This is a genomic window from Geodermatophilus obscurus DSM 43160, from assembly GCF_000025345.1.
GTDB lineage: Bacteria > Actinomycetota > Actinomycetes > Mycobacteriales > Geodermatophilaceae > Geodermatophilus > Geodermatophilus obscurus.
Genome location: NC_013757.1, coordinates 4,645,822 through 4,658,584 on the forward strand (window position 1 = coordinate 4,645,822; position 12,763 = coordinate 4,658,584).

Annotated in this window: 13 protein-coding genes; 2 read left to right on the forward strand and 11 right to left on the reverse strand. The window is 74.5% G+C overall.

What is annotated here, in order from left to right:
* Nucleotides 1–26 precede the first annotated feature (26 nt).
* Nucleotides 27–839, forward strand: coding sequence for a CAP domain-containing protein (locus tag GOBS_RS29040; protein ID WP_243697568.1), 813 nt, complete (start codon nt 27–29; stop codon nt 837–839).
* A gap of 160 nt (nt 840–999) precedes the next feature.
* On the opposite strand, the gene GOBS_RS21585 is transcribed toward GOBS_RS29040, so the two are convergent.
* From GOBS_RS21585 to GOBS_RS21605, 5 genes are all read right to left on the reverse strand, one after another.
* Nucleotides 1,000–1,467, reverse strand: a complete 468-nt coding sequence (locus GOBS_RS21585) for an endonuclease domain-containing protein (protein WP_166487482.1) — start codon at nt 1,465–1,467, stop codon at nt 1,000–1,002.
* Between the two features lie 275 nt (nt 1,468–1,742).
* The gene (locus tag GOBS_RS21590; protein ID WP_012950392.1) at nt 1,743–2,957 is read right to left on the reverse strand and encodes an NADP-dependent isocitrate dehydrogenase; all 1,215 of its coding nucleotides are present in this window, start codon (nt 2,955–2,957) and stop codon (nt 1,743–1,745) included.
* Nucleotides 2,958–3,071: 114 nt separating this feature from the next.
* Nucleotides 3,072–4,025 carry a malate dehydrogenase gene (gene mdh, locus GOBS_RS21595; RefSeq protein WP_012950393.1) on the reverse strand — a complete coding sequence of 318 codons (954 nt, stop codon included), beginning with the start codon at nt 4,023–4,025 and terminating at the stop codon, nt 3,072–3,074.
* A gap of 158 nt (nt 4,026–4,183) precedes the next feature.
* Nucleotides 4,184–4,483, reverse strand: a complete 300-nt coding sequence (locus tag GOBS_RS21600) for a DUF3017 domain-containing protein (protein ID WP_012950394.1) — start codon at nt 4,481–4,483, stop codon at nt 4,184–4,186.
* 2 nt (nt 4,484–4,485) lie between these two features.
* Complete coding sequence (locus tag GOBS_RS21605) at nt 4,486–5,355, reverse strand: bifunctional methylenetetrahydrofolate dehydrogenase/methenyltetrahydrofolate cyclohydrolase (RefSeq protein ID WP_012950395.1); 870 nt, start codon at nt 5,353–5,355, stop codon at nt 4,486–4,488.
* Between the two features lie 99 nt (nt 5,356–5,454).
* Between GOBS_RS21605 and GOBS_RS21610 the strand changes: the two genes are divergently transcribed.
* Nucleotides 5,455–6,090: a hypothetical protein gene (locus GOBS_RS21610; RefSeq protein WP_012950396.1), complete on the forward strand. Its 636-nt coding sequence runs from the start codon at nt 5,455–5,457 to the stop codon at nt 6,088–6,090.
* Here GOBS_RS21610 and GOBS_RS21615 read toward each other — a convergent pair whose 3' ends face one another.
* The 6 genes from GOBS_RS21615 to sucD all read right to left on the reverse strand — a co-directional run bounded on the left by GOBS_RS21615 (nt 6,091) and on the right by sucD (nt 12,707).
* Nucleotides 6,091–6,747 carry a pentapeptide repeat-containing protein gene (locus GOBS_RS21615; RefSeq protein ID WP_012950397.1) on the reverse strand — a complete coding sequence of 219 codons (657 nt, stop codon included), beginning with the start codon at nt 6,745–6,747 and terminating at the stop codon, nt 6,091–6,093.
* A gap of 67 nt (nt 6,748–6,814) precedes the next feature.
* Nucleotides 6,815–8,365 (reverse strand): bifunctional phosphoribosylaminoimidazolecarboxamide formyltransferase/IMP cyclohydrolase, encoded by a 1,551-nt coding sequence (gene purH / locus GOBS_RS21620; protein ID WP_012950398.1) that lies wholly within the window; start codon nt 8,363–8,365, stop codon nt 6,815–6,817.
* Complete coding sequence (gene purN, locus GOBS_RS21625) at nt 8,362–8,979, reverse strand: phosphoribosylglycinamide formyltransferase (protein ID WP_012950399.1); 618 nt, start codon at nt 8,977–8,979, stop codon at nt 8,362–8,364. Before purN ends, purH begins: the two co-directional genes overlap by 4 nt.
* Before the next feature lie 79 nt (nt 8,980–9,058).
* Entirely contained in the window at nt 9,059–10,249 is a 1,191-nt protein-coding gene (locus tag GOBS_RS25800) for a cell division protein PerM (RefSeq protein ID WP_012950400.1), read from the reverse strand.
* 76 nt (nt 10,250–10,325) lie between these two features.
* Entirely contained in the window at nt 10,326–11,555 is a 1,230-nt protein-coding gene (locus GOBS_RS25805) for a G protein-coupled receptor family protein (RefSeq protein WP_012950401.1), read from the reverse strand.
* 273 nt (nt 11,556–11,828) lie between these two features.
* Complete coding sequence (gene sucD / locus GOBS_RS21640; RefSeq protein ID WP_012950402.1) at nt 11,829–12,707, reverse strand: succinate--CoA ligase subunit alpha; 879 nt, start codon at nt 12,705–12,707, stop codon at nt 11,829–11,831.
* Nucleotides 12,708–12,763 lie beyond the last annotated feature (56 nt).

Genomic DNA, 12,763 nt, shown 5'->3' on the forward strand with positions numbered 1-12,763 from the left:
CTCGTCTCCTCCACCTCCCCCGCCTGGTGCCCCTGCTGCTCGTCGTCGGCGCGGTCGCCGTCGTGACGGTCGGGGCGCCGATGGTGTCCGGGGCGGTGACCAGCTTCACCGACCCGGTGGCGCTCGAGTCGACCGCGACCTCGACCGGCGCTCCCCCCGCGACGACCGGCACCGGCGGGTCCTCGTCGTCCTCCCGGGGGTCCGCGGACGGCCCGCTCGTGCGGATGGGCGTCGACGGTGACCCGGCGCCGCAGACCCCCGCGGGAGCACCGGCGACCCCGTCGGCCGGGACGTCGGCGCCCGTGGCCCCGTCCGTCCCGGCGGCGGAGGTCCCGGAGCCGACGTCCGATTCCGCCGAGGTCCCCGCTGCCGAGGGGGAGCCCGCCGCCGGGGTCGAGCTCCCCGCCGTCGAGGCGGAGACCGAGCCGGCACCCGTGACGCGCGCGGCCGCCGCGGCAGCCGACCCCACCGCGGAGGCGGCGGTGCTGGCGCTGGTCAACGAGGCCCGCGCCGACGCCGGCTGCGGCGCCCTCACCGCCGACCCGGCCCTGGCCGCGGTGGCGCGGGCGCACAGCGCGGACATGCGCGACCGCGACTACTTCTCGCACACCAGCCCCGAGGGCCTGTCCCCGTTCGACCGCGCCGAGCAGGCCGGCGTCGGCTACTCGCGGGCGGAGAACATCGCCTTCGGTCAGTCCGACGCGGCCGCGGTGATGGAGGCCTGGCTGGAGAGCCCGGGCCACCGCGAGAACATCCTCGACTGCGACCTCACGAGGCTCGGCGTGGGCGTCGCCGAGGGCCCCGGCGGCCCCTGGTGGACCCAGCTCTTCGGCGCCTGACCTCGCGCCGCACGACGCCGCGGTCCCATCCCGTCTCGGCGACTGCAGGGCAGTAGGGGTTCCCCGGCCCGTCGGAGCCCCTGCTCCCCCGCAGTTGCGGCTCTGAGCAGCGCCCGGACCCGGGCCACCAGCGCCTCTGGCTCGTGCAGGTCGGGAGCAGTCACGTGCAGCACCGTCCACCCGCGGCGACGAGTGCGTTGAGCCGGCGCCGGTCCCGTGCGAGCTGGCCCGGCTCACCGTGCCAGGCGCGGTCGTACTCGATCGCCACGCGTTGGTCGGGGAAGGCCAGGTCGACGCGCGCCACGAACCGACCGTCCGGATCGCGGACGGTGTGCTGGGGGACGGCGACGGGACCGGCGAGGGCGAGCACCACCCGCAGCCGCGACTCCTGCGGCGACTCGGCCCGGGCGTCGGCGAGGTCGACGGCGCGCTCGGCCCGTCGAGCACTCCGGGGCGTCGGCTGCGCGCGGACCGCGGAGCGCAACGCCGGGTGGTCGACGACTCCCCGGGCGAGCAGGACGTCCAGGGCGACCACGCCCTCCAGCAGCGGCTCGGTGCGTGCGATGTCGAGCGCCGTCCGGAGCGGGGTGGTGCACGGCCGGCCACGACGACGTCCCGGCCAAGGCACACGCGGCCGTGGAGGGCGGCGGGGCGGTGGGCCCGGGGCACCGCAGCAGGGTGCCGCGCGACGGGCAGGGTCCGCTGCCGCCGTCCACAAGCAGGCCGACTGCGGGGAACCCGGGCGTCGTGGCCTCGCTGAGGGACCGACTTCCCTGCAGTGGGTCGTGGACAGCACACAGCACAGCAGCGGCCCCCTCACCCGGAGGCGAGGGGGCCGCTGTCAGGCCCCGTCCAGGGGCTCGCGCGGAGCGGAGCGGGGCGTGAGGAGGACGGGGTCCTACGTCAGGCCATGGCCTTCTGCAGGTTCCCGTCGATGGCCGCCAGGAAGTCCTGGGTGGAGAGCCACGGCTGGTCCTTGCTGATCAGCAGGGCGAGGTCCTTGGTCATCTGGCCGCTCTCGACGGTGTCGATGCAGACCTTCTCCAGGGTCTCCGCGAAGCGGGTCACCTCGGGCGTGTTGTCAAGCTTGCCGCGGTGGGCCAGGCCCCGGGTCCAGGCGAAGATCGACGCGATCGGGTTGGTCGAGGTCTCCTTGCCCTGCTGGTGCTGCCGGAAGTGCCGGGTCACCGTGCCGTGGGCGGCCTCGGCCTCGACGGTGCGGCCGTCGGGGCTCATCAGCACCGAGGTCATCAGGCCCAGCGAGCCGAAGCCCTGGGCCACGGTGTCGGACTGGACATCGCCGTCGTAGTTCTTGCAGGCCCAGACGTAACCGCCCTCCCACTTGAGGGACGCCGCCACCATGTCGTCGATGAGCCGGTGCTCGTAGGTGATCCCGGCCTGCTCGAACTGGTCCTTGAACTCGGACTCGAAGACCTCGGCGAACAGGTCCTTGAACCGCCCGTCGTAGGCCTTGAGGATCGTGTTCTTGGTCGAGAGGTAGACCGGGTAGCCGCGCTGCAGGCCGTAGTTCATCGAGGCCCGGGCGAAGTCGCGGATCGACTCGTCGAGGTTGTACATCGCCATCGCGACGCCCCCGCCGGGGGACTGGAACACCTCGTGCTGGATCGGCTCGCCGCCGTCCTTGGGCTGGAAGGTGATCGTCAGCGTGCCCTCACCGGGGAACCTGAAGTCCGTGGCCCGGTACTGGTCACCGAAGGCGTGACGGCCGACGACGATCGGCTTGGTCCAGCCCGGCACCAGCCGCGGCACGTTCTGCATGATGATCGGCTCGCGGAAGATCACACCGCCGAGGATGTTGCGGATCGTCCCGTTCGGGGACCGCCACATCTTCTTGAGACCGAACTCCTCGACGCGGGCCTCGTCAGGAGTGATCGTCGCGCACTTGACGCCGACGCCGTGGCGCTTGATGGCCTCGGCCGCGTCGACGGTGATCTGGTCGTCGGTCTCGTCGCGCTTCTCGATGCCCAGGTCGTAGTACTCGAGGTCGACGTCGAGGTACGGGAGGATCAGCTGGTCCTTGATGAACTGCCAGATGATCCGGGTCATCTCGTCGCCGTCGAGCTCGACGACGGTGCCCTCGACCTTGATCTTGCTCACGCGTTCTCCTCGCTAGCGCTCGTCGGCCGCGTTCGCGGCCGCTGCTCTGTCCACCGGTGCGCTCGCAAGCTCACGCACTGTGCGTTCTCTTCTCTGCAGCACTGACCGGGACGGTCAGAGGTCGGCCACGTCGGACTGCTTGGCGCGCACGGCCTCGGCCGCCTCGCGCAGCCCGGCGAGCTCGCTCTCGGTCAGGTCGCCCTCGACCACCCGGCGCACCCCGTCGCGGCCGATCTCGGCCTCGACCCCCAGGTAGACGCCGTTGATGCCGTACTCCCCGTCCACCCAGGCGCACACCGGCATGACCGCACCGGAGTCCTGCATGACCGCGCGCGCCATGCGGGCGGCGGCCGCGGAGGGGGCGTAGTAGGCCGAGCCGGTCTTGAGCAGCGCCACGACCTCGGCGCCGCCGTTGCGGGTCCGGTCGACGAGGTGCTCGATGCGGTCGGCGGGCAGCACGTCGGCCAGCGGCTTGCCGTCGACGGTGCAGCGCGAGGGCACCGGCACCATCGTGTCGCCGTGCGAGCCTAGGGTCAGCGTGCGCACCGAGCCCACCGGGACGCCGAGCTCCTCGGCGACGTTGTTGGTGAACCGAGCGGTGTCGAGCATGCCGGCCTGGCCCATCACCCGGTTCTTGGGGAAACCGGTGGCCAGCTGGGCGAGCGCGGTCATCTCGTCCAGCGGGTTGGAGACCACGATGACGACGGCGTCCGGCGAGGTCTGCGCGATGTTCTCGGCGACCTGCCGGACGATCTTCGCGTTGGTCTCGATGAGGTCCATCCGGCTCATGCCGGGTTTGCGCGGCAGGCCCGCGGTGATGACGACGACGTCGGAGCCCTCGGTGCCCTCGTAGGAGCCGCCGCCGACGCCGACGACCCTGGTCTCGAAGCCCTCGATGGGCCGGGACTGGTTCATGTCGAGGGCCAGGCCCTCGGGTTTGCCCTCCACGATGTCGGTCAGCACGACCGTCTCGAAGACGTCGTACTCCGCGAGCCGGAGTGCGGTGGTCGAGCCGTAGAAGCCGGCACCGACGACGGTCACCTTGCCGTTCCTGGGCTGCTCTGCCATGGCGGCCAACCTATCGCTGGGCGGGGCCCCGCGCCCGGTCGGGGTGCGGCCTCCTTGCAGGTCCCGTCACGAGCCTGCGCGTGGCGGGGGCGGGGGCGGCCACCCTCCAGGGGCCCACCGCTAGCTTGGGAGGGGTGGGGGGAAGGGTGGTCCTCTGCTCAGGCGCCCGGGATCGCCAGCGCGAAGGCGGTCAGCAGGACGCCGACGCCGACCAGCAGGACGACGTCCACCGGCCGGCTGCGGACGGCGAGGAAACCGACCCGGCGCAGCGGGAGCAGCAGCCGCAGCAGTCCCCCACCGACCAGGGCCAGCCCGACGACGACCAGCCCTCGCCGCCAGTGCTCGAAGGTGACCATCAGCAGCCCGGTGCCCACCGTGAGCAGCACGACCAGCAGCGGCAGCTGCCGCAGCAGACCGGCCAGGAACGGCCGGCGGGTGTAGAGCGGCGGGCGGGTCATGGTCAGGCGGACAGGACGTCCGCGGCGGCGGCCCGCTCGGCGGCCAGGACGACGTTCTGCAGCAGCATCGCCCGGGTCATCGGCCCCACCCCGCCCGGGTTCGGGGCGACGTGACCGGCGACGTCGACGACGTCCGGGGCCACGTCCCCGGCGATCTTGCCGTCGACCCGGCTGACGCCGACGTCGAGGACGGCGGCGCCCGGCTTGACGACGTCCCGGGTGACCAGGCCGGGGACCCCGGCCGCGGCCACGACGACGTCGGCGCCGCGCAGGTGCGCGGCGAGGTCGCGGGTGCCGGTGTGGCACAGGGTCACCGTGGCGTTCTCGCTGCGCCGGGTGAGCAGCAGGCCCAGCGGCCGGCCCACGGTGATGCCCCGGCCGACGACGACGACCTCGGCGCCGGCGATCGGCACGTCGTAGCGGCGCAGCAGCTCGACGATGCCCACCGGCGTGCACGGCAGCGGTCCCGGGACGTTGAGGACGAGCCGGCCGAGGTTGACCGGGTGCAGGCCGTCGGCGTCCTTGGCGGGGTCCATCCGCTCGAGGACGGCGCTCTCCTCGATGCCCGCGGGCAGCGGCAGCTGGACGATGTAGCCGGTGCAGGCCGGGTCGGCGTTGAGCTCGTCGACGACGGCGAGGACGTCGGCCTGGGTCGCGGTGGCCGGCAGCTCGCGCTGGATGCTGGCGATGCCGACCTGCGCGCAGTCCTTGTGCTTGGCGTTGACGTACCAGCGGCTGCCCGGGTCGTCACCGACGAGCAGGGTGCCCAGCTCGGGGCGGTGGCCGGCCGCGGTGAGGGCGGCGACCCGCTCGGTCAGCTCCGCGCGGATGGCTGCTGCTGTCGCCTTGCCGTCGAGAGTCGTCGCCTGCACGGCCGACAGTCTGCCGGAGGGGGGTCCGGGAGGAGCCACCCCGCCCTAGGCTCGCGGGTGCGGGCGTCTCCCCCGCCCGCGGTTGCGCGAGGAGTGCACATGAGCGAGCGCGAGCAGACCCCGGCCGGCGGAGTGCGGGGCCCCGCCGACTGGCGGGAACAGACGATCCCCGGCATCCAGCCGGTGGCCGCCCCGGTGTCGGCCGGCGGCCCCGGCCCCACCCCCGGTCCGCCGCCACCTCCGGGGTACGCCCCACGCCCGGCCCCGGAGTACTCGACCACGCCGGTCCGGGTGCGGCGCCCGGACAGCCTGGCCAGCCTGCTGTTGCTCCTGGCCGGCATCGCCGCGGGTGTCAGCCTGCTGCTGCGCTGGCTCCCCGGGAGCGACCTGACCGGCTGGGACCTGGTCCGCCGCGGCTTCGACGACGCCGCGGACGGTGGCGTCGCGGCGCTGTTCGACAACGGGTTGTGGCAGCCGATGGCCGTCGTCCTGGGCGGCGCGGTGCTGTTCGTGCTGGGCCTGCTCGTCGTCCTCCCGGCCCGCTCGCACCGCTTCCTGGGGGTCCTGGCGCTGCTGGTGAGCCTCGTGGCCGGCGCCGGGGTGCTGGTGCCGCTGGCCGACCTCGGCTGGGACCCCGCCAGGATCGACACGGTGTTCTGGTTCGCCGCCGCCGTCCCGGTGCTCGGCCTGCTCGGCGCGCTGAAGGCCCTGTTGACCGGCCCGCGCTGGAGGTGATCAGTCGACGACGAGGGCGCCCTGGGCCCGCGCGACCTGGACGGCCTGCACGAGGTCGAGCCGGACGCCGGTCAGCTCGAACGCCCGCCAGTCCACCGCGTCGGTCGAGGCGCCGCGCAGGTCGGCGCCGCGCAGCTGCGCGCCCTGCAGCCGGGCCCGGTCGAGGTCGGCGCCGGTGAGGTCGCACTCGCGCAGGTCGGCGCCGGTCAGGTCGGCCTCGCGGAACCGCTGACCGGCCAGCACCAGGCCGGAGAGGTCGGTGCCGCGCAGCGACGTCCAGCTCCAGTCGGTGTCGGTCGCGGTCATCGGGCGCAGCTGGGCGCCGGGGAACTGCGAGCCGGTGAGCTTGCAGCCGTCCCAGGTGACGTCGAACAGCCGCGCGCGGTCGAAGCGGCAGGAGAGGAACGCCGTCCCCAGGTGCCTGGCACCGCCCATCCGCACCCCGGTGAGCACGCACGAGTCGAAGACGCACCGCCGGGTGACCAGCTCCTCCAGCCCGGCGTCCTCGAAGCGGCAGCGGGTGAAGGTCACGCCGTCGAGCTCGGCGCCCCACCAGTCGACCCGGGCGAGGTCCTCTCCCTCGACCACGGCACCGGCCTCGGGCGGCCGGACGTGCGGCCGCGGCCCCGTGCCGGTCGGCCCCGTCCGGAGGCTCATCGCGAGCCTGCGAGCGGTGAGAGGGACGGGGTCCTTCTCCGAGGTGTGGGGGGCACGGGGTCCTTTCTCAGTGGGCGAAGTGCCGGGTGCCGGTCAGGTAGACCGGGATGCCGGCCGCGGCCGCGGCCGCGACGACCTCCGCGTCGCGCACCGACCCGCCCGGCTGCACGACCGCCCGCACCCCGGCGTCGAGCAGCACCTGCAGGCCGTCGGCGAAGGGGAAGAAGGCGTCGGAGGCGGCGACCGACCCGGCGGCCCGCTCCCCGGCCCGGGTCACGGCCAGCCGTGCCGAGTCCACCCGGTTCACCTGGCCCATGCCGACGCCGACGGTGGCCCTGTCGTGGGCCAGCAGGATGGCGTTGCTCTTCACCGCGCGGACCGAGCGCCAGGCGAAGACGAGGTCGTCGAGGCCCGCGGCGTCCAGCGGCTCGCCGGTCGCGAGGGTCCAGGTGGTGGGGTCGTCCCCGGGGGCGTCGATGCGGTCGGCGCTCTGCAGCAGCAGCCCGCCGCTGATCGGGCGCAGCTCGGTCGCCCCCTGGGCCGCCTCGCCCAGCCGGAGCAGCCGGATGTTCTTCTTCGCGGTGAGCACCTGCAGCGCGTCCTCGGTGAAGGACGGCGCGACGACGACCTCGGTGAACACCTCGGCCACCTGCTCGGCCATGGTGAGGTCGACCTCGCGGTTGGCCGCGATCACGCCCCCGAAGGCCGAGACCGGGTCGCACGCGTGCGCCTTGCGGTGCGCGGCGGCGATGTCGGTGCCGACGGCGATGCCGCACGGGTTGGCGTGCTTGATGATCGCCACGCACGGGTCGGCGTGGTCGTGCGCGGCCCGCCATGCGGCATCGGTGTCGACGTAGTTGTTGTAGGACATCTGCTTGCCGTGCAGCTGCTCGGCGTGCGCGAGCCCCGGCCGGCCGCTGCGGTAGAGCGCCGCCTGCTGGTGCGGGTTCTCGCCGTAGCGCAGCACGTCGGCGCGCTCCCAGCTGCCGCCCACCCAGGTGGGGAACACCGACTCCTCGTCGGGCGCGACGACGCTGCCCAGCCACGAGGCGACGGCGATGTCGTAGCTCGCGGTGTGCCGGAACGCCGCGACGGCCAGCCGCTGCCGCTCGGCGAGGGTGAAGCCCCCGGCCGAGACGGCGGCGAGGACGTCGCCGTAGCGGGCAGGGTCGACGACCACGGCGACCGACGGGTGGTTCTTCGCCGACGCGCGCACCATGGCGGGGCCGCCGATGTCGATCTGCTCCACGCACTCGTCCGGGCTCGCGCCGGAGGCCACCGTCTCGGTGAACGGGTAGAGGTTGACGACCACGAGGTCGAACGGCGCGATGCCGAGGTCCTCGAGCTGCTGCACGTGCTCGGGCTTCCGGCGGTCGGCCAGGATGCCGGCGTGCACGGCGGGGTGCAGCGTCTTCACCCGCCCGTCGAGGCACTCGGGGAAGCCGGTGACCTGCTCGACCGGGGTGACCGGCACCCCGGCCTCGGCGATCCGGCGGGCGGTCGCGCCGGTGCTGACCAGCTCGACGCCGGCGTCGGCCAGGCCGCGGGCCAGCTCCTCGATGCCGGTCTTGTCGTAGACGCCGAGCAGGGCGCGACGGATCGGGGTGCGGTCGCTCATCGGGGGTCCTCCGTGGTCTGGGTGCCGAGGCCGGTGACCACGCGCGCCACCGTCTCCACCAGGAGCTCGCGCTCCACGTCCTTGATCCGTGCGTGCAGGCGCGCCTCGTCGTCCCCGGGGAGGACGGGCACCTCGCGCTGGGCGATCACCGGTCCGGTGTCGACGCCGGCGTCCACCCAGTGCACCGTGCTGCCGGTGACCTCGACGCCGGCGGCGAGCGCGTCGCGGACGGCGTGCGCGCCCGGGAAGGCCGGCAGCAGCGCGGGGTGGGTGTTGAGCAGCCGGCCATCGAACGCGTCGAGGATGGCGGGGCCGACGATCTTCATGAAGCCGGCGGAGACCACCAGGTCCGGCCGGTGCGCGGCGATGGCGGCGGCCAGCGCTGCGTCCCACGCGGCACGGTCGGGGTGGTCGCGCAGCGCGCAGGTGAAGACCGGGATGCCGCGGCGCCGCGCGTGCTCGAGCCCCGGGGCGTCCCGGTCGCTGCCGACGGCGACCACGGCGGCCGGGTAGCCCGGGTCCTCCGCGGCGGTGAGCAGCGCCTCGCACAGCGACCCGGTCCCCGACAGCAGGACGACGACGCGCGCCCGCGGGGACTGCTCGGGAGCGGGCACGGCAGCGACCCTATAAGGACCCCTTGCCCCCACTGCTCGCAAGCTCGCAGCGGGCCCCTGCAAGGGGGCCGGGACTCTCTCAGCCGAAGGCGCGCCAGCGGGTGACCGCTGCTGCGAGCGCCCCGGCCACGCCCGCCTGCAGCGCCACCGCCAGGCCGGTCGCCACCGGCGGCGCCCCGACCCCGGCCAGCGCGCCGTCGCCGAGCGAGCCACCGGCCACCCAGGCGAACAAGCCGCAGACCAGGCCGAGGAGCAAGCCCGCCAGCACCCCCCACAACCCGGCGACGACCGAGCCGCCGTGGTCCAGCCGTCGGCCCAGCGTCGCGCCGGCGACCAGGCCGGCGAGCGCGGGGACCGCCTGCGAGGCGAAGGCCAGCAGCGGCACCGCCTGGGTGTCGGGCAGCGCGGCCAGCAGCGGCAGCGCCGGGACGGCCCCGAGCGTCACGCCGTGCACGGAGACGAGGGTGCCGCTGCCGACGGCGAAGCCCGGGCCGGCGGCCACGCCGATCGCGGCGGCGGTGGCGTTGGGCAGCAGCAGGACGCCGAGCACCAGCAGCCCGACCGCGCCCGCGCCGGACCCGCCGAGGGACCGCGACAGCGCGGCGTAGCCCCCGGTGTCCGCGGCCAGGGCCACCGCCACCACGAGCAGGCCGAGGGAGACGGCGGTCAGCAGCCCGGCCGCTACCGCGCGCAGCAGTGACCGCACCGGACCGGGCGCGGCGTCCAGGGCGTCGTCGAGCAGGCCGGAGTCGCGCGCCGTCCCCCAGCCGACGGCGAACAGGGCGAGGACCGCACTCCCGATCGCCGACCGCAGCAGGTCGACCTGCGCCCCGGGGGTGTCCACGAGCAGCCCGACCAGCACCGACAGCAGCGTGTGGGTGCCGACCGCGGCGGCCAGGACGGCGGCGAGCGGCCGGCCGCCGGTGAGGTCGCAGGCGCGGACGACGCCGCGGCCGGCGCTGGACAGGCCCCAGGCGACGGCCATGGTCAGCAGCAGCGGCGCGAGCACCAGCGGGCCGGACCCCAGTGTCAGACCGCTGCCCTGGGCGAGCAGCCACAGCTGCCCGGCCAGCCGCCCGGAGTCCGCGACCGGCAGCCCGCCGGCCGGGTCGAGCGTCTGCACCACGACCGAGGTGAGGCCCACGCCGAGCAGGCCGAGCACCGTGACGGCGGCGGTCGCCACGGCGGCGAGGACGGGAGCGTGCCGCGACGGGCGGGCGCCCGGGTCCCGCTGGCCGGGCAGGCTCAGTCGGGCGAGCAGGGAGACCACGCCCCCACTGTCCCAAGGCCGGGCCGGGGATCGCCGGAGCACGCGCCCGGCGATCCGGCGGAGGGCGGGAGGAGGACTACGCGGACGGGTCGGACCCGGCACCGGAGGCGGTGGAGCCGCCGGGCAGGCCGGGATCGCGGTCGCCCTCGGACGGCGGCGTCGCGGTGCCCGGCGAGGGCTGCTGCGGGGCCGACGGCGGCTGCTGCCCGTAGGCGGGTCGGTGCCCGTGGATGGGCTGCTGCCCCGGGAGCTGCCACGGCTGGCCCCACTGCTGCTGAGCCGGCCAGCTCGTGCCCCCGACGGCCGCAGCCGGCCGGGTGCGGAGCCGACGGAGCAGCGTGAGGACGGCGACGGTGAGGGCCGCGGCCCCGGCGAGGATGGTGAGCAGCGCGAACGGGCTGAAGCCGCCCTCGAACGTGCTCAGCCACTCGGCCAGGGTCAGCAGGAAGGCCAGCGAGGTCAGCCCCACGGTCACCAAGCCGCGGGGGAACGGCAGGCCGAGGTCCACGACGGTGGGCAGCAGCGCCCACACCGCGGCGAGGAAGAGCAGCACTGCGGCGGTCGTCACCAGCGCGAAGTCGAAGCCGTTGATCGACTCGGCGAAGCCGAACCCGAAGTCGAAGGTGAACCACGGGAGGGTGGCGAACAGCAGGAACGCCGCCGCGCAGAGCGCGACCAGGTAGTCGCCCCGGTCCGGCCGCTTCCGGTCGAAGCCGACCTGGGTGGCGTTCCCGGCCGGCTGCCCGTACGGCTGCTGCACCGGGGCCTGCTGGGCGAGGGGCTGACCCCACGGCGGCTGCTGGCCGTACTGGAGCTGGCCGTAGCCCGGCGGGTTCCAGGGCTGCTGCCCGTACTGGGGTTGGCCGTACTGGGGTTGGCCGTACTGGGGTTGGCCGTACTGGAGCTGGCCGTAGCCCGGCGGGTTCCAGGGCTGCTGCCCGTACTGGGGTTGGCCGTACTGGGGTTGGCCGTAGCCGTACTGGCCGTGGTCCTGCTGCGGGTACTGCACGCCATGGCCCGGCTGGCCGTAGGGCTGCTCCGCGTAGTGACCCGGCTGCTGCCCGTACCCGGGCCGGCCGTACGGCGGCTGGCCGTAGCCGGACTCACCGTACGGCGGCTGCTGCCCGTGGCCGGGCTGGCCGTGGGGCTGCTGCGGGTACTGCGGGCCGTGGCTCGGCTGCTGGCCGTACTGGGGCTGCTCCTGCTGCCCCGGCACGGGCCACCCGTCGTCCGGACGGCGCTCCCCCTCGGCCTCGCCCGGCTGCTGCCCGTACCCGCCCGGCGGCTGCGGCGGCTGACTGGTCATCGCGGGGCGCTCCTCGGTCGTGGCTGGGGACTGCGCGGATCGTGGACGCCGCCCGCAGCGCGTGCGCCCGCGGCGTCCCCATCATCCCCCGTCGGGCCGCCGCCGAGCTGCAGACGCCGCTGCCCGGCGACCCCGAGGGGTCGCCGGGCAGCGGCTGACGTGCTGGAACGGCCACCCTCCAGAGACCCGCCGGCCCCGTCCCGGGTCCTGGCCTGAGCTTGCGAGGGCTGGGAGGACGGGGTCCTCTACGAGGCGTGGGGGAGGATGGTCCTCTCAGGCGCCGACGATCTCCCGCATGAGGCGGGCGGTCTCCGACGGAGTCTTGCCCACGCGCACGCCGGCGGCCTCGAGGGCCTCCTGCTTGGCCTGCGCGGTACCGGCCGAACCGGAGACGATCGCGCCGGCGTGGCCCATCGTCTTGCCCTCGGGCGCGGTGAAGCCGGCGACGTAGCCGACGACCGGCTTGGTGACGTTGGCCCGGATGAAGTCCGCGGCCCTCTCCTCGGCGTCGCCACCGATCTCACCGATCATGACGATGGCCTCGGTCTCCGGGTCGTCCTGGAAGGCCTGCAGGCAGTCGATGTGCGTGGTGCCGATGACCGGGTCGCCACCGATGCCGACGCAGGTGGAGAAGCCGATGTCCCGGAGCTCGTACATCATCTGGTAGGTCAGCGTGCCGGACTTGCTGACCAGCCCGATCTTGCCCTGCTTGGTGATGTTGGCCGGGATGATGCCGGCGTTCGAGCGCCCGGGGCTGATCAGGCCCGGGCAGTTCGGGCCGATGATCCGGGTGGAGCCGCCCTGGGCGTGGGCCCAGAAGTGGGTCGAGTCGTGCACCGGGATGCCCTCGGTGATGACGACGGCCAGCCCGATCTGGGCGTCGACGGCCTCGATGACGGCGTTCTTCGCACCGGCCGGCGGCACGAAGATCACGCTGACGTCGGCGCCGGTCTCCTTCATCGCCTCGGCGACGTTGCCGAACACCGGGACGCCGGCGCCGTCGAAGTCGACGCTCTGGCCGGCCTTCTTCGGGTTCACGCCGCCGACGATCGCCGTCCCCGAGGCCAGCATGCGCTGGGTGTGCTTGCGCCCCTCGGAGCCGGTCATGCCCTGGACGATGACCTTGCTGTTCTCGTTGAGGAAGATCGACATCTGAAGTGGTGTCCTGTTCTCAGGAGGAAGGGCTGCGGCCCGCTGCAGGGTCCCGC

Coding starts and splice junctions, on each gene's coding strand:
- GOBS_RS21615 (WP_012950397.1), bottom strand. CDS start 6,747: ATGAGCCTCCGGACGGGGCCGACCGGCACGGGGCCGCGGCCGCACGTC.
- GOBS_RS21600 (WP_012950394.1), bottom strand. CDS start 4,483: ATGACCCGCCCGCCGCTCTACACCCGCCGGCCGTTCCTGGCCGGTCTG.
- sucD (WP_012950402.1), bottom strand. CDS start 12,707: ATGTCGATCTTCCTCAACGAGAACAGCAAGGTCATCGTCCAGGGCATG.
- purH (WP_012950398.1), bottom strand. CDS start 8,365: ATGAGCGACCGCACCCCGATCCGTCGCGCCCTGCTCGGCGTCTACGAC.
- GOBS_RS25805 (WP_012950401.1), bottom strand. CDS start 11,555: ATGACCAGTCAGCCGCCGCAGCCGCCGGGCGGGTACGGGCAGCAGCCG.
- GOBS_RS21610 (WP_012950396.1), top strand. CDS start 5,455: ATGAGCGAGCGCGAGCAGACCCCGGCCGGCGGAGTGCGGGGCCCCGCC.
- mdh (WP_012950393.1), bottom strand. CDS start 4,025: ATGGCAGAGCAGCCCAGGAACGGCAAGGTGACCGTCGTCGGTGCCGGC.